This window comes from Peribacillus sp. N1 (assembly GCF_054600815.1).
In genome coordinates this window covers 709,463-724,930 of record NZ_BAAHZO010000002.1, presented here as the reverse complement: position 1 = coordinate 724,930, position 15,468 = coordinate 709,463, and the positions used below count along the sequence as shown (strand labels likewise).

Below are 15,468 nucleotides of genomic sequence, written 5' to 3'. Positions count from 1 at the left end.
AAAGCCGTGAGCGCTGATCGTCCTTTTTTGTTTATTAGCGCCTCTGTTATAGGAAAGTATTGATTTTCATTATAGACCCGTTAAAATACCTGTTCCAAATCTGTGAGAAGATGTGAAACAAGATTAAGTCATTATAAATGAGGCAATCCTTTAGATTGGGTATGACTATCCGCACACTTTTTTGCTTGAAACCTGCTAGACCAATGTGTAGCAGCAATTAAGTTATTTGCTATTATCAATGAAATTTCAGTATTGATCGCTTTTGTTATATCATACAATTTTTCCTACTGTTTTTTGGCTAATTAGTTATTTAGGAAAATTTAATTTAACTAATTATTGACCATCATTTCAAACGATAATTAAAATAAAATTAGTAAAATATACTAAATTATTTAAATTGTGGTAAAATATATCCGGTGTTGCTTTTGATATACAATATTTAAATAAAAAATTTGAACTGGAGATGTGTTAGTTGAAAAAAATCATTTCATTTATTGCGGTTTTTATCTTAATATTTTCATTTTTTTCACAGCCGCGTGTAAGTAAAGCAAAGAATCAAAGCGAAAAGAACTATTTAGTAGAGTTTAATAAAAAATTGGATACTAAATTAATTGAAAAAGAGGGAGGGAAAATCAAAGGGAAATACAAGCATTTTAAGACTGCAAAAGCATCATTAACAGCTGATGAATTATATAAAATAAAGAAAAATCCAAATGTAAAACTGATTGAAGAAGATGTAACGGTACAATCTACTCCTTTAAATGGAGAAACATATCTTGAAAATGGATATAGTTGGGGAACAAAACGAATTAATGCTGATAAAGCTCATGAAAATGGTATAACTGGAAAAGGCATTAAACTTGCAATTTTAGACACCGGGATTTCTAATCAATCTGGGATAGTAATAGAAAAGCAAGCTTCATTTATAGATAGTGAAGAAGATGTTATAGATTTAAACGGTCATGGAACAGCAGTATCTAGTATAATTGCAACTTCATATGAAAATTCTGGATTCCACGGAGTAGCTCCAGATGTTAAATTGTATGTTGGGAAAGTACTTGATCAAAATGGTACAGGACAATATAGTGATATAATTGAAGGAATTGAGTGGGCAATTGAAGAAGATATCAATATTATAAACATGAGCTTCGGTGGTATTAAAGAATCTGAAATATTGAAAAATGTAATTGATAAAGCTTATGATCAAGGAGTCTTAATGATTTCTTCAGTTGGAAATGAGGGGACTGAAAAAGTTACTTATCCGGCTGCCTATGATAATGTAATTGGTGTTGGAGCCTCAGACTTCTATAATCAAATGAGTTCACTGTCTAATTATAGCGATCAATTAGAATTGGTTGCCCCGGGAGTAAATATCCAAACTTTAGATTTAAATGGCGATCATATAACAGCAAGTGGTACTTCTATAGCTGCCTCATATGTTTCAGGAGCTGCAGCCCTTCTTTGGTCACAAAATGCAAACCTTGATAATAAAGAAATGCGCACAAAATTAAAAGACTACGCTACAACACTAGAAAATCAAAAAAAATATAATTTGGTAAATGTTGATCCTTCTATCTCTCAATATGTAGAACCGTACAATCCAGATAACATCCAAACAGATTCGAAACAAGATGAATTAACCGAAGAAGAATTGGCATTTCTAACTGAAGCTGGTTGGTCAGAAGAAGCTATTGATGGAACAACTAATGAAGAATTGAAAGAGTTTATATCTGAAGGAGCAATGAATCCTGACTATTCTGAAACTACTTATACATTTGTGCCGGAAGATGAAATTAGTGGGGATGTACAAGCTCAAAATTTAAAGAATGGTGGAAGTATTACTCTAAAAGTAAGTGCGTCTTATCTTGGAATTAAGAATAGTAATGAAAAACAGTTTAAAATAAATGGTAGTTATAATTGGAATAGCATGCCAAAAAATCGGTACGTGGATCTTTTTGCTCTAGCCTGGACTGATAACGCTTGGTATAAATCTACAAGTAAATTATCTCATACTTATTATGGTGCAATTCCTATTACTGAATCTGTTACTGTTTTTAAACCTTCTTTAAAAGCGGGTATGTCTTGGAAAGTAGATCTACGTGCTGGATCACATGATGATATAGGGAAATTCACTCAATATATTTATCTACCTAAATCTGCTTCAAGTAAAAACAATGGACCTTTACAAGCAACAGTAGAATATTCTCATGCTTTCACAACGATAACTCCATCTATTGGTGGTGGCTCAGGAGGTTTTTCATACGGAATTTCTACAGGAACGGGTAAAGACTACGCGGACAATCCTCCTATAAGCAGTGTGAAAAGTTACTAAATAAATAGTTAGAGTAACAAAAAAGAGAGAATAAAACAAGTAATGTTCAACATTTGGAAGGGGGTATCTTGTGCGAAAGTTCATTATTGGTATTGTGATTGTTTCATTAATAATATTTGCCTATTACTACTACATTGCTCAAATTGATAAAAAGAACAATAAACTCGATCTTAACGTCGAACAATCCCTGGAACATCAATTGACAACAAAAGACTATGAGAGTTTTACTTATAAAATTACCAATAATACAAATAAGAACTTTAATTTGCAATTTGCTACAGGTAATGAAATAGACGTAGAATTCAAAACAATAACGAATAGTCCAATTAAAGAGGGGAATATCATTACTGTTGAATCTCAACCGACTAAAAAACATAAAAAAGATTTTAATAAAGGAGACACATGGGAGTATACTATAAGAATTAATTCGAAGTTGCTTTCAAAAGGAGACTATCAATTAACTGCTCAATTTATTCCAAGTAATGCTAGTACTCTTAATAAAGTTGAGCAAATAATAACTCACCCTTAACAATTATATAAACACACTTCATAAATATTGTTCTTTAATGTGTACCAACCACATTCGTTAAAGAGCCTTACCGGAAACTCTATAACGTAAAAAAAGGTAATTCAGCTGAATTACCTTTTTTACGTTATAGAATGCCAATAAAGAGATAATCTAAGCCATAACGAAAGCAGAAAATTAAATACCTTTTCCATCTGTGTTTTCATTCCGAGCTTAATATGGCAGTTTGGGGCTTCGATTTAAATTGTTTACTTCCCTATAAAGAGGTATAAAGTGTATCTAAAATTAATTTCCGGGTTTTCATTGGCAACTGCTATTAATATTATCTGCTCCTTTACCCAAACTTCTGAAGATGTTTGATTAGCCTTTTCCTGATTTTCTTCCCCTAAGTGCGAACTATTTCTCCACGGTCATTAATTAAATTAACATTAATGTTTACAAGTCTATTTATAAAAAGCGCTTTCGAACACTTGGCGACGGCAGCATACAGCTTTCTTCTTTCTTTCCGAACCATTTGTAACGGTTCCTGGCAATGAAATCATAAACGAAGTTCCGGATGAAGCTTGGAACGATGATGAAGCCGTAAAGAAATTTCCATGCCCCTTGTAAGCGGCGGCAAATCCTCAAGGCTGCTGACGATTTATAGTAGGGCTTATCCCTTTCGATCAGGACCATGCTATCTATATCTGCAGGTACATCATACTTCTTCAGCAACTCTTGCCCCGCCTCACTTTGAAGCGAAGCGTAATGAAAAAGCCCCTGCGGATCCCGCTTTATAATGAACTGGACACTCGAATCGCAAAAGTTGCATTCACCATCAAATAATATGATTGGATTCATGAACATTCCTCCTATAGAGAGACGTTATCATACTCATGCTTATATAATACACTACCCGTTCTGCTAAGGCGAAAACGTCTGGAACTGCTTGGGATTTGATTTTGAAAGTGATTGTCCGTTCCGGCAAGTCATTAACGGGTGCGTTAGCGCGTCTCGATTGGCGGGTGGAGTTTTTTGTTTAAGTCTCTGTTATCAAACTGTTATTTTCCATTAACTATACTGTAAACAAGCTATGATATGGTAGATACTCCAATGAAGTTCCGTAAACAGCCGGCAATCCTATATTAGAGGAAAGCCGGCTTTTTCATTCAAACCATAATTGAGGATCAGAAGATATAACTAGCAGTTTCTTTATAGGGGGTAAGATTTCATGAAGCGTGATCCGTATTTTGATAATGCGAAAGCTGTTTTAATCGTACTAGTTGTTTTGGGACACACATTAGCTAGAATGGTGGAAGAAAACGAATGGATTTTAACAATTTATTTGTTTATTTTTTCATTCCATATGCCAGCTTTTATTTTAGTATCCGGCTATTTTTCAAGAAAGATAAAAAGTAAAAAGGACCTCTGGGGGCTAATTAAGAAAATATTAATTCCCTATGTAATATTCCAGGTGATTTATACCTTCTATTATCAGAAGTTATTTGATGAGCCAATTGAATTCACAATTTTGACTCCAAGATGGGCATTATGGTTCTTAATAAGCTTATTCTGCTGGAATATATTATTGTTTATATTTTCCTCGAGGAAATATGGAATCGTTTTTTCAATAATTGTCTCTCTAATAATCGGTTACTTTGGTGAAGTGAATGAATGGTTAAGTTTGTCGAGAACGTTCTTTTTCTTTCCTTTCTTTTTAATTGGTCATTTTTTAGAAAAAAATCATTTTGAATGGGTTAAAAAGAAAAGTAATGCCCTAATAGGCTGGGCTGTACTAGGTTTAATCTTTATCGGTATTTATTTCTATGGGGAAATGACTTGGAGGGAATGGTTTTATGGCCGTTTAGGTTATAAGGAATTAATGGAAGGCCCCATTGCCCTCGGTTTTATATATAAGTTTCTCGTTTATTTAATTATGGGAGCAGCAACTTATTGTTTTTTATGTATTGTTCCTAAAAAACATACTTTTTTTACTGAAATAGGATCAATTACATTAGGTATTTATCTTTTTCATATGTTTTTTCTGGAATATGTTTATAACTCATTTATATATGATTGGATCAAAGAAAGTGGCCAGTACTATGTTTTATTAGTCATACCTGTAACCATTATATTTATATTATCAAGAAAACCGATAGTAAAAGTGGAATGTGTGTTAATAGGAATGAAAATGAAAACATAACAGAATTTTAACTCATATAAAGTAACTAGCCCATTTGTTTGAAGGGCTCAGGCTGTAGACAAACTCGATGAAGAACAAGTTAGTCTCAATTTTCATTTAGGTTTATTAAACATGGAACGTCGATTTCCACTTCAGGCACTCGCTTTCCGCGGGCGGTCGGGGAGCCTCCTCGGCGCTTTTGCGCCTGTGGGGTCTCCCCTCGACGCGCTTTTCCCGCAGGAGTCTCGCACCTTTCGTTCCAATCAACTCTGTTTTGAAATTTAGATAAAGCCCCTTTTGTTTACAGTTTTTATGAGGGTTTATTAAACCCGGAACGTCGATTTCCACTCCAGGTACTCGCTTTCCGCGGGCGGGAACGGTCTCATCTCGAACTATGATTTTAATACAAGACTAGATTATCCTTCATGTTTTTTTACTGTAATCCTTATTGGATTGAAGAAATTTGCGACACTCTTGCCGAATTATTGGCTAGCCGAGGCACCGCAGCCGCTTGCTTTGATGCGGCTTGGCAGACAGTCGGCGGAAAGGGAGCGGATTTCTGAAATCATCTGGAACGTTTTTTAAATAAAAAAACTGCAGTCAAGCTGGCTTTTCTTAGATTTTATCTACAGACAGATCCCTTCAGTTTGAAGGGTTTTTTTCATGAAAAGAAATTGCAGATATTTAGTGATCTACAAAAAAATCTATTTAATGGAGATTAAATGGAGGCTCCACTAAAAGGGTTACAACCCTTATAAAGTTATTTCAGGAAAGAAAATGAAGTCCATTCCCCGAAATGTTTCCAAAATTATTAAGGGGTAATTACTTTTGTATTTCACTTTCAATAAATCAACTCTAAACATTCAGATTTATTTTATTATGACTATATAGGATTTTACTATCATCAAAGGAGCGGCATATGAAAAAGTTTTTCTTCATCTTCATTTTGGCTTTAATCCCCTTCGCCTCTACGACTGTAAGTGCAGAATCTGACTTACCCCTCAATAGTGAAGCCGGTATCATTATTGATGCGAAAAGTGGAAAAGTATTATACGAAAAAAACATGAATAAAAGTATGTATCCAGCCAGTCTAACGAAAGTTGCCACGGCTATATATGCTATAGAACACGGGGATATGAACGAACTAGTGACTGTAAGCAAGAAAGCAGCGAAGGCAGACGGGTCTTCGGTATTTATTGAACCTGGGGAGGAAATAGAGCTTTCCAAATTAATTGCAGGAATGCTAATCAACTCCGGAAATGATGCAGCCATCGCAATTGCCGAGCATATGTCTGGCAGTGAAAAACTGTTTATGGAAGATTTGAATGAGTATTTAAGAAAAGAAGTAAACGTCACCGATACTCATTTTACGAACCCCCATGGATTGTTTGACAAAGACCATGTAACTACAGCCAGTGACCTTGCGAAAATTACCCAATATGCAATGGAAAATGAAACATTCCGTGAGTATTTTGGGAAGAAGGCTTTACCATGGGAAGTGGAAACATGGGACACGACTCTAATTACCCATCATAAAATGTTAAAAGGAGAACTCCCCTATAAGGGAATAACCGGCGGGAAAACCGGTTTCGTCAGTCAATCCGGCTACACCCTGATTTCCACTGCCACCAGAGGTGATCAGGAATTGATTGCTGTCACTCTAAAAGCTCCTTCAGACAAGGTTGCCTACGCTGATACGAAGCTTTTATTCAACTATGGCTTTGATAACTTTATATCAGGCAAAATTGATAAAAAAAGCAAACTTTATTCAGCGGACTACTCTCATTCCTACACGCTGAACGAAGACTTATACTATACTCATTTAAGCAGTGATCAACCTAGTCTAAAAACGGGTAATGATGGAATTCTCTCAATCATGAACCAAGAAGGGGAAGCAATAGAATCCTTTGACCTTAAAACGGTCGCTGATGTTAGGAACACAGTATTGCCTGCCCCGATTAAAAAAGAAACAATCAATGATAGGCTAATAAAATTTTCTGTCCCATCTCTAGGATTGGGAGGGTTTTAGAACTCGTTACTATACATACCCCAGTTTATAAATAATAAAAACAATAAAAGAGTGCCCTTATCATGTATCACTGATAGGTGTACTCTTTTATTTTTATTGATGATTCGAACACAGGAATATTCTTATCTACTGCAAAACGATCTTGTTTTTAGATAGGACAACTTTATTATGTCAAATAAGATCATATTCCTGAATTCGGATATTTCCCTAAAATAATCAACCGAATTGGAAATGGAGTATATGACCATAATAGTATTAAAAAAACTATTAGGGATGATTTCATGATGTATATCTATAATGATTATGGGGGGACACATACCACGTCTATGGCTGCCGCATATCATTTAAAACAATTACCTCAATCGGAAAGAAAACTAACTAAGGAAGAAATATTAAATGTAAAATATTTCAATAAATTAACGAAAAAAGAGTTTGGAAAGCTGATTTTTCGCGGGACCGATGAAGATGGCAACTCAGTTTATACAATTGGACATAAAAGAGAAAAGCTTGTGGTTCCAGCATTAAAAGAATTGACATTACTACTAGAAGAGAAATTTCATTTTAACGAAAAAATAGTATTCTCCAATACATCACCAACGGTACCTATTGCCATGTCTATAGGGGGTTACCTATCAAGAGCATTAAAAGTTGATTTTATAGGTGTACCATTATTAGTTATAGGTGCAAAACAATGCTGTGATAATATTTTTCGGTTGGTTGAAAATACGAAACAAATTGGAAAAGCAGCGAATGGGGAAAAAGTGATTATATTAGAGAATGAAATATATAAGTAATATTAATTATTGTAAAAGATTGCTTAGCCCATCGAAATTCGTTTTGAAAGTGCAGTTTGTAACTTTATTAGGAATTAAAGTCAACGATTGATGTTGGCTTTTTTTTAGCTTCTGGGAGAATATACGCTATATAGACGTGATGCTTGTTCAATGAACTTAATCGAACAATAAACCACCACCCGAAAGTGGAGGTCTATTATTGAATCGAGGAAATTACTGCTCCTTTAAGCTGGTTACAGAAACACTTTGTTTTTTATTTGGATCATCAAGGGGATGGATTGTAGCTGTTCCATTTTGTTCATCGACGTGCTCGATATAGATGCTTTCCTCATTATAGGTTACATTAACCATATTTGGTGAAGAAGCAATTTCTTCTGCTCGTTGTGCTTTCATTTTAGCCACCTCCTTTGATTTTGCAACATGTATAATATTTGTTTCGGGTTACTTAGTTATACTTGTTGTATTAAAATTCTTCCAAGAATTCCTTAAACCTTACTTAAGATCGAGTTATATTTAAGGCAGCTTTTAACATTTCGGCAGGTTAGTTCAGAAGATTAAAATCAGTGATTTGGTATAATTACAGAAAATTAAAAAAGGTCAGGGGGATGTAAAATGAATATTAAGGGGTTTTCGATTTCCACTAATAAAAAGCATTTAGATTTGGATTTAATACATAATTTTTTGAATCAGGAAGCTTACTGGTCAAAGGGAATACCCAAGGAAACAGTAATAAAGTCAATCGAAAATACGACCTTATGTTTTGGGGTTTATAAAGGTGAAATAGGAAATGAAGATATTGAACAAGTTGGATTTGCAAGGGTAATAACCGATTTAGCAACCCATGCGTACCTTTGCGATGTGTTTATATTACCTGACTATCGTAAATTAGGATTATCAAAATGGTTAATGGAGGTTATCACCAATCATTCCGATCTAGAAGGGGTTCGCAGGTTTATGTTAGCAACCAATGATGCACATTCATTATATAAAAAATACGGTTTTAACCAGATTGATAATCCAGAGCTATTTATGCAAAAAGTCCGTAAATCCCCATCTTAACAATAAGAGTATTTTCATTAACACGTGCGAAAGTTCTCTAAGGGGCAGTGACGAATTGCTCTTTTCTTATAGAGCAAAAGGGGCATTAGCTGAAGTGGAAATTCTGACTTATATGCAGGAATACAGTAAATTTACGAAAAGATATGAGGAATTAAAATGGAAAAATTTAATTTGATCAAGCAAAATCATAATGTAGTTCCAAATTATAAAGTAGATGATAAGGAAATTTCTTTTGAAATATACATTAGTCCCAAACAAGAGGTCTGCATTATTGGGAAATTAGATAATAACTATATATGCTGGTGTTCTATAACTCCTATTTCTGACTATGAAAATAATTCTGCTATTTTTCAATATGTATCGAATCTCCAAACCAAAACGATATCAAATGATTATAAAGCTTTAGGAGATCGGTATAAAGAAGTGAAAAATTGGCATAGAATGCAGATTAGTAAGAGACCTTATCAAGATCAGTATCTTTATTATTCTCCAGTAAATTCTTCCTTCTTTACGGAAGGTAAATTTTTCGGAAGAGAAATCTATACATTTTATAAACAAGAGAGAGCCAAATGTGATTACAGGTTAATTGACGATGCTTATATAACTATTTTAAAAAGATATAAAAGCATTTTAAATAAAGAAAATCAAGAATATAGTTATTATCATGAAATGAACCCACTAATTAAGATAATAAAAGATGAAAGTTACATAAAACTATGTCCAATATCAGAAATCAGACAATTATATTTAGAATGCCTAGAAAAATGTGATGATTTATATAACCGATATATGACAGAGGTTCGTTAAAAAATATTTTGCGGATTGGTTTTGAGGGTAGTCCTTTATAAAAATTAGAAATAATAAAATGACTTACAGAGTGTTAGTTTTCATTACTTTTGTAAAAGGAAGTAATTGCATTTTCATTGAAAGTCTATAAGAAATCGTGAAGGTTTGTAATTAAACTAACGGAAAAGTTTATATCCTGCATAATCGTGCACAGAATGTCGGATGATTAGTTACAACTCCTGCTATTCTGTTGATATAAGGGAGGTCATTGAATGGATTTGCTCAAAAATATGAATGGTGCCATTAAATTCATTGAAGAAAATCTTACGAACGAAATTGACTTTAAAGAGGTTGCAAGGATAGCTTATTGCTCGGAATATCATTTTAAAAGGATGTTTTCCTTCCTTGCAGGTATTTCACTATCCGAGTATATCCGCCGAAGACGGCTTACACTTGCAGCGTTTGAGCTTAAAGATAACAACATGAAGGTCATTGATATAGCGATAAAGTACGGGTACAGCTCACCGGACTCTTTTGCGAGAGCGTTTCAACATTTGCATGGCATCACACCATCTGAAGCGAGAAGTAATGGCCATTCACTTAAAGCCTATCCACCGATGTCCTTCCAATTATCCATTAAAGGAGGCAGTGAAATGAACTATCGAATTGAAGAAAAAGAGGCGTTTCACATAATTGGAATTAAAAAAAGAGTTCCAATCATTTTTAACGGGGTTAATCCAGAGATTGCATCGATGTGGAAAAGTTTAGACGAGAAAACGATAAATGAACTTAAACACCTATCGAATGTCGAGCCATTAGGACTGCTTAGTGCATCTGCGAACTTTTCCGAAGGCAGGTTGGAGGAAAAAGGGGAGCTTGATCATTATATCGGCGCAGCAACAACGAGGGAATGTCCAGAAAACTTAACACAGCTGAAAGTAGATGCATCTACATGGGCGGTATTCGAAGCAGTCGGACCCTTTCCTGAAACACTGCAAAATGTATGGGGCAGGATTTATTCCGAATGGTTTCCATCCTCTAACTATGAACAAAGAGAAGGGCCGGAAATCCTTTGGAACGAAAATAAAGACATAACCTCACCAACATTTAGAAGTGAAATATGGATCCCCGTTATGAAAAAGTAAATATAGGCAAAAGATTTATTCGAAGAGCTGTCTTAAGGCAGCTTTTTTTCCTGTGGAAAAAAAGGAAGATTAATGAGGGAGAGCTAGGTAATATTTGCTTTAACGAGCTATAATGATGGATAGAAAGTGCTTATATAAGGAGATTGAAAAATGCCTGTTATTGAGTATCAACAATTTTTTAAAGCACCAGTTGAATTATGTTTTGACCTAGCGAGGAGCGTGGATATCCATACTAAAACGACAGCGAAAACAAAGGAAATTGCTGTTGATGGTGTGACAGAAGGGCTTTTAGAAAAGGGAGATACTGTTACTTGGGAAGCCATTCACTTTGGTATTAAACAAAGGCTGAAAGCCAAAGTGACATTAATGGAAAAACCATATAAGTTTGTGGATATTATGATGAAGGGTGCCTTCCATTCATTCATACACACACATCAGTTTATAGAAGAACAGGGCGGAACTATAATGATGGATAAATTTCAATATAAGTCACCGTTCGGTCCGATTGGAGTTTTAGCTGATAAGTTGTTTTTAGAGAAGTATATGAGAGCATTTATCGTTTCTCGTGCAAAGGCACTGAAAAAGATTGCCGAGAATATGAACTAGGTTAGTGGCAGGTCAGTTCATAAAGAAAGCAGGTAGAAGCAAGAAATGTTGAATTTGACCCAACTATCACACTTAATAATTATGACATTTGTGAAATTGAACTACATGAGAAAACACTACTGGTAAGTAGTTATAGAACTAATGGGTGCTTTAGCTGAAGTTCGTAGCTGTCTTTATCACCGGCACCCTGAACGTTAGCAATTGGCTCGGCTCAGCGGTACAACCGTGTTAGGCCCGCGGATACAACCGGCCTTTATTTATAATTACGGATCAAATCGTTTGGCTGCGATTTGATCTTTTTATTTGTTTTTATAAGAATAACACAGGTAGAACAAATGTTCCAGTATAAAAGTGTAAAATTATTACTTTTTTTGAAAAATCAGCTCTGATAAAAAGTATTGTTGATTTTCTTGAAGACTAAAGGGGCAGGTTAGCTAGGGAGCCGTAGTGTTTTCCAACTTTGTAAGAGTCATATGCTATAATTAGCCAAAAAAGGAGAATTTTATTTGAATGCACTAATTATATCTATATATTTAACTATTACACTTGTATCGCTTACTTTCGCTACTTGCAGTTGGATTGCCATTACATATTCTAATATTACTTACACAAATATATAAAGAATTAAAAGTGATATCTAAAAAACTATACGAATAATTTTGTCAACTCTACGTTCTGTGCAGTAGACATGAGCTATGGTTAAACCAAAAAAAGAAAGGGGTGAAGTTCTTTGGGTTACAATATCGGTGATATGGTATATCAACTTATTATGTTTGTTTTGTTGATTGGGATGATTTTTGCTGTTTACTTTTTTGTTCGTTCTCTTCTTACAAGGTCAAAACAAACCAATAAAATAGAACAAAAACTTGATAGAGTAATTGAGATGCTTGAAAAGGATAAAAGAGATTAATTTCTTTTAATCCTTTTCTTTTTTTGTTCCACACAGGCCACTCTATCGGCTCAGGTTAGTCGAATAAGAAGCCGAATATACTCTAGTGATTTCATCTAGTGCAAAAAAGATTATTGAGCAAATAACCGCATAGATAAAGAAACCTCCTGGGTCAATAAAGTATGTAGCCAATCCAAAACCAATATGTATTACTCCAGATAACCAGAAACGAATATTGAAATACTTCATTGAAATAAATTCAGCAATGAGTGAGACTGGTAAGCCATAAAAGAAATTTCCCATTAAACTATAAAAAAATACAATAAGAATAATCTGAAAGAAATCTCCATCTAATTTAAAGGATGGTTCTTCAAAAATCGAGACAAGAAATAAACCAATAGTAAAGGTTAATGATGAGTAGAATGCCACTTTAATTTTTCTGAGATGGTCTTTAAACAGAAGCTTTCTAATCACAGGAAATAAAAACGCAATCGTTATTAAAGCAAGTAAAGTTTTAATTATGATCGGTGTAGTTGAAACTAGTACTATTGTCAACAGAACAAGCATGGAGAAAACAAGAATATAAGAATTTCCTTTTATCATAAATACCTCGAACCTTTTTACCTTCATTGTACAATAAGCTGAAGTTAGTAGGATATTACAAAACAATTATCATCTTCACAGAGATAAATCCTTTTTGAATGTTCGTATTCTTAGTGATAAGGTGTCCGGCAGTTCGACGCTATGTCAGGTGAAGGTGTATGAAATTTCAAAACAGTAAAAATACGCTGTTAAACTGTTTTATTTCGGATCAACTAAGGGTGGTTAAAAAAGTTTTCGGTGATTTTGTGTCAATATCCTAATTAGAACATATGTTGAATTAACCCATTTAATTTTTTCCTCCTAAAACAAATAAGGAGATGTTTCTATTGTCAAATTGTGGTCATGAATCAAATTGCGGTTGCGGTAACGATGTTGGTGGATTTGGTGGCGGTTTCGCTTTTATAGTCGTTTTGTTTATCCTTTTAATCATCGTTGGAGCTGCTTGTTTCGGCGGCGGCGATGGAGGTAACGGTGGCTGTTATCCCGTTCAAGGATATGGCGGTTTCTGCTAACAAATGTATAAAGAAAAGCCGACCTTTATTGGTCGGCTTCCTTTATGCTAACTTATTTTAATTATCGCGAAGTAAGCTTTATGACTGAGTCGATAATTTCATCCCAGTCTTCACTATGAATCTCATGCCCTGATCCATCAAGAGTCACTAATTCAGCATGAGGGATGGCTTTCGCAAGAGCAAGTCCGTGATCGTATGGCAAGGCTGGATCTTCTGTGCCGTGAACGATGAGGACAGGTACGGAAATCTCACCCATTCGATCGAAATATTCGTCTCCGCCAGCAAGCATGGCATGATTGAATCTGCTCGGTAGCTGTTTGGCACGGTCAGCCTCTCTTTTCGCCAGTTTATGCATTCTTTCCTGCTCATAAGGTTTGGAACCGGCTAAAGTTTTCCATCCATCCGCAAGATAAGCGATGACCGTCTCCCGATTTGACCAATCAATGGAAGCACTTTTTGCATGATGATCCAATATGCTCTGATCCATTGGAGGCAGTTTTTCCATTACTGTCCCGAACACGCTTGATGCAATTAGCGTAAGCGTATTTACGCGTTCCGGATATCTTAAGGCAAGAATCTGGCCGATCATACCGCCTAGTGACATTCAAACGATAGAAGCCCGCCCTATGGAATAAGCGTCCAGGACACCAGCGGCATCGTCAGCCAAATCCGTTATTGTATAGTTGGAGGTACCGGGTTCATAAACGGTAGACCGTCCCAGATCCCGATGATCGTAGCGAATCACAAATCTCCCCGAATCGGCAAGACGGAGACAGAAGTCATCATCCCACCAATCTAATGAAGACATCGCTCCCATGATCAAAAGCACGGCAGGGTCCTTAGGGTTTCCAAAACTTTCAGTACATATATCCACTTTATTTATTTTCAGTATCTGTTCACTCATGTTTTTTACCTCCGTATTAAATATTATCCAATAGCCGTTACGATGGCGCAGATCAATATATTCTTTCCGGAGCATGATGATTGGCCTGCGCTTTTAATTATCGCAGTCTAACCCACTTAATAATCATGACGAGGCCTCCTTTTGATATTTGTAAAAGTGGGAGGTATCCCTATATTACTGTAACATGGGGGATTTCTTTTTGTCACCAAATTTTCCCACATTTCCATGAAGACAGAAAACCCCGAATACAGAGCACCTTTTTTGGTGTCCTTTATTCGGGGTTTTTAAGATGCATTTTATTGAGCTGTATATCCGCCATCTAACACGACTGCCTGGCCTGTGACGCCCCTTGCTTTGTCGCTTGCGAGGAAAATGGCGTAGTCGGCAATTTCACTTACATCGAGTAAGCGGTTTTGTGGGACAAGTGGATAGATGACCTCTTCCAAAACGCTTTCCAGTGGAACTTGTCTTGTTTTCGCCAGGTCCTCCAGTTGACCGCGGACGAGAGGCGTGTCCACGTATCCTGGGCAAAGGGCATTGACGGTTATGCCAAAAGAGGCGCTTTCCAAGGCGGCGACTTTCGTCAAACCGATTACACCGTGTTTGGCACTGTTGTACGCTGCTTTGTTGGCGAATCCAATCAGACCGTTAATGGAAGAGATGTTAATTATCCTGCCGAAGCCCTGTTCTTTCATGATGGGCAAAACGTTCTTAATTGAAATGAACGGCGCGGTCAGCATGATTTTGATCATCAGTTCGAATTTTTCAGTTGGAAACTCTTCAATAGGTGCAACATGCTGAAGGCCGGCGTTATTAATGAAAATATCTATTCGTCCGTATTTGTCTTTAGCTTGTTTGATTAGTTGGATAATATCATCTTCACTAGTTACGTCAGCTTTTAAGCCGATAACCTCCAAGCCGTTGTTCCTAAGGTCTTGAGCAGCTTTTTCAACAGTGTTTTGATCAAGGTCGGACAAAACGACCTTTGCGCCATTTTCAGCAAATATCTTTCCAATCTCAAAGCCGATTCCTCTAGCGGATCCGGTAATTATCGCCACTTTATCTTTAACCATATTACATTCCTCCAATAAAAAATGTAATGGTCCAGGTCTGTCATTATAT

16 protein-coding genes and 1 pseudogene are annotated in these 15,468 nt (G+C 35.7%); 12 read left to right on the top strand and 5 right to left on the bottom strand.

All coding sequences use genetic code 11. The annotated features are described in order from the left end of the window. Window positions 1-472: 472 nt before the first annotated feature. Together ACYP5M_RS11955 and ACYP5M_RS11950 are read left to right on the top strand one after the other, a co-directional pair. A complete protein-coding gene (locus ACYP5M_RS11955; RefSeq protein WP_350299978.1) occupies window positions 473-2,332 on the top strand; it encodes a S8 family peptidase in 1,860 nt (619 codons plus the stop codon). A gap of 70 nt (window positions 2,333-2,402) precedes the next feature. Further along, window positions 2,403-2,861 (top strand): hypothetical protein, encoded by a 459-nt coding sequence (locus tag ACYP5M_RS11950; RefSeq protein WP_459735085.1) that lies wholly within the window; start codon window positions 2,403-2,405, stop codon window positions 2,859-2,861. Window positions 2,862-3,305: 444 nt separating this feature from the next. Here ACYP5M_RS11950 and ACYP5M_RS11945 read toward each other — a convergent pair whose 3' ends face one another. Further along, window positions 3,306-3,698 (bottom strand): thiol-disulfide oxidoreductase DCC family protein, encoded by a 393-nt coding sequence (locus tag ACYP5M_RS11945; protein ID WP_459735084.1) that lies wholly within the window; start codon window positions 3,696-3,698, stop codon window positions 3,306-3,308. Between the two features lie 370 nt (window positions 3,699-4,068). On the opposite strand from ACYP5M_RS11945, the gene ACYP5M_RS11940 reads away from it, so the two are divergent. The 4 genes from ACYP5M_RS11940 to ACYP5M_RS11925 all read left to right on the top strand — a co-directional run bounded on the left by ACYP5M_RS11940 (window position 4,069) and on the right by ACYP5M_RS11925 (window position 7,842). Further along, window positions 4,069-5,040 (top strand): acyltransferase family protein, encoded by a 972-nt coding sequence (locus tag ACYP5M_RS11940; protein ID WP_459735083.1) that lies wholly within the window; start codon window positions 4,069-4,071, stop codon window positions 5,038-5,040. 404 nt (window positions 5,041-5,444) lie between these two features. After that, window positions 5,445-5,582 (top strand): hypothetical protein, encoded by a 138-nt coding sequence (locus ACYP5M_RS11935; RefSeq protein WP_459735082.1) that lies wholly within the window; start codon window positions 5,445-5,447, stop codon window positions 5,580-5,582. A gap of 356 nt (window positions 5,583-5,938) precedes the next feature. Next, on the top strand, window positions 5,939-7,048 hold the full coding sequence (locus ACYP5M_RS11930) for a D-alanyl-D-alanine carboxypeptidase family protein (protein ID WP_459735081.1): 1,110 nt from the start codon (window positions 5,939-5,941) through the stop codon (window positions 7,046-7,048). A 281-nt stretch (window positions 7,049-7,329) separates the two neighbouring features. Continuing rightward, window positions 7,330-7,842, top strand: a complete 513-nt coding sequence (locus tag ACYP5M_RS11925) for a DUF3189 family protein (protein WP_459735080.1) — start codon at window positions 7,330-7,332, stop codon at window positions 7,840-7,842. Between the two features lie 213 nt (window positions 7,843-8,055). Here ACYP5M_RS11925 and ACYP5M_RS11920 read toward each other — a convergent pair whose 3' ends face one another. After that, the gene (locus tag ACYP5M_RS11920) at window positions 8,056-8,235 is read right to left on the bottom strand and encodes a small acid-soluble spore protein H (RefSeq protein WP_101223203.1); all 180 of its coding nucleotides are present in this window, start codon (window positions 8,233-8,235) and stop codon (window positions 8,056-8,058) included. A gap of 219 nt (window positions 8,236-8,454) precedes the next feature. Between ACYP5M_RS11920 and ACYP5M_RS11915 the strand changes: the two genes are divergently transcribed. The 5 genes from ACYP5M_RS11915 (at window position 8,455) to ACYP5M_RS11895 (ending at window position 12,348) form a co-directional block, all read left to right on the top strand. Continuing rightward, a complete protein-coding gene (locus ACYP5M_RS11915; RefSeq protein WP_459735079.1) occupies window positions 8,455-8,901 on the top strand; it encodes a GNAT family N-acetyltransferase in 447 nt (148 codons plus the stop codon). Window positions 8,902-9,057: 156 nt separating this feature from the next. Next, window positions 9,058-9,708 (top strand): hypothetical protein, encoded by a 651-nt coding sequence (locus ACYP5M_RS11910; protein WP_459735078.1) that lies wholly within the window; start codon window positions 9,058-9,060, stop codon window positions 9,706-9,708. A 251-nt stretch (window positions 9,709-9,959) separates the two neighbouring features. Further along, a complete protein-coding gene (locus tag ACYP5M_RS11905) occupies window positions 9,960-10,832 on the top strand; it encodes an AraC family transcriptional regulator (protein WP_427571529.1) in 873 nt (290 codons plus the stop codon). A gap of 150 nt (window positions 10,833-10,982) precedes the next feature. Next, the gene (locus ACYP5M_RS11900) at window positions 10,983-11,438 is read left to right on the top strand and encodes an SRPBCC family protein (RefSeq protein WP_459735077.1); all 456 of its coding nucleotides are present in this window, start codon (window positions 10,983-10,985) and stop codon (window positions 11,436-11,438) included. 730 nt (window positions 11,439-12,168) lie between these two features. Further along, window positions 12,169-12,348 carry a DUF4083 domain-containing protein gene (locus ACYP5M_RS11895; RefSeq protein ID WP_232782925.1) on the top strand — a complete coding sequence of 60 codons (180 nt, stop codon included), beginning with the start codon at window positions 12,169-12,171 and terminating at the stop codon, window positions 12,346-12,348. 42 nt (window positions 12,349-12,390) lie between these two features. On the opposite strand, the gene ACYP5M_RS11890 is transcribed toward ACYP5M_RS11895, so the two are convergent. Next, window positions 12,391-12,930 carry a hypothetical protein gene (locus tag ACYP5M_RS11890; RefSeq protein ID WP_459735076.1) on the bottom strand — a complete coding sequence of 180 codons (540 nt, stop codon included), beginning with the start codon at window positions 12,928-12,930 and terminating at the stop codon, window positions 12,391-12,393. A 326-nt stretch (window positions 12,931-13,256) separates the two neighbouring features. Here ACYP5M_RS11890 and ACYP5M_RS11885 point away from each other — a divergent pair, with 326 nt between their 5' ends. Beyond that, complete coding sequence (locus ACYP5M_RS11885; RefSeq protein WP_286141416.1) at window positions 13,257-13,442, top strand: YjcZ family sporulation protein; 186 nt, start codon at window positions 13,257-13,259, stop codon at window positions 13,440-13,442. A gap of 61 nt (window positions 13,443-13,503) precedes the next feature. Here ACYP5M_RS11885 and mle read toward each other — a convergent pair. Together mle and ACYP5M_RS11875 are read right to left on the bottom strand one after the other, a co-directional pair. After that, window positions 13,504-14,346, bottom strand: a pseudogene (gene mle, locus ACYP5M_RS11880) (alpha/beta fold macrolide esterase). A 296-nt stretch (window positions 14,347-14,642) separates the two neighbouring features. Next, window positions 14,643-15,419 (bottom strand): 3-hydroxybutyrate dehydrogenase, encoded by a 777-nt coding sequence (locus ACYP5M_RS11875; RefSeq protein WP_101223195.1) that lies wholly within the window; start codon window positions 15,417-15,419, stop codon window positions 14,643-14,645. Window positions 15,420-15,468 lie beyond the last annotated feature (49 nt).

Excerpts from the sequence above, each read along its gene's own strand:
- ACYP5M_RS11945 (WP_459735084.1), bottom strand. The coding sequence starts at position 3,698 with ATGAATCCAATCATATTATTTGATGGTGAATGCAACTTTTGCGATTCG.
- ACYP5M_RS11940 (WP_459735083.1), top strand. The coding sequence starts at position 4,069 with ATGAAGCGTGATCCGTATTTTGATAATGCGAAAGCTGTTTTAATCGTA.
- ACYP5M_RS11935 (WP_459735082.1), top strand. The coding sequence starts at position 5,445 with ATGTTTTTTTACTGTAATCCTTATTGGATTGAAGAAATTTGCGACACT.
- ACYP5M_RS11930 (WP_459735081.1), top strand. The coding sequence starts at position 5,939 with ATGAAAAAGTTTTTCTTCATCTTCATTTTGGCTTTAATCCCCTTCGCC.
- ACYP5M_RS11925 (WP_459735080.1), top strand. The coding sequence starts at position 7,330 with ATGATGTATATCTATAATGATTATGGGGGGACACATACCACGTCTATG.
- ACYP5M_RS11920 (WP_101223203.1), bottom strand. The coding sequence starts at position 8,235 with ATGAAAGCACAACGAGCAGAAGAAATTGCTTCTTCACCAAATATGGTT.
- ACYP5M_RS11915 (WP_459735079.1), top strand. The coding sequence starts at position 8,455 with ATGAATATTAAGGGGTTTTCGATTTCCACTAATAAAAAGCATTTAGAT.
- ACYP5M_RS11910 (WP_459735078.1), top strand. The coding sequence starts at position 9,058 with ATGGAAAAATTTAATTTGATCAAGCAAAATCATAATGTAGTTCCAAAT.
- ACYP5M_RS11905 (WP_427571529.1), top strand. The coding sequence starts at position 9,960 with ATGGATTTGCTCAAAAATATGAATGGTGCCATTAAATTCATTGAAGAA.
- ACYP5M_RS11900 (WP_459735077.1), top strand. The coding sequence starts at position 10,983 with ATGCCTGTTATTGAGTATCAACAATTTTTTAAAGCACCAGTTGAATTA.
- ACYP5M_RS11890 (WP_459735076.1), bottom strand. The coding sequence starts at position 12,930 with ATGATAAAAGGAAATTCTTATATTCTTGTTTTCTCCATGCTTGTTCTG.
- ACYP5M_RS11875 (WP_101223195.1), bottom strand. The coding sequence starts at position 15,419 with ATGGTTAAAGATAAAGTGGCGATAATTACCGGATCCGCTAGAGGAATC.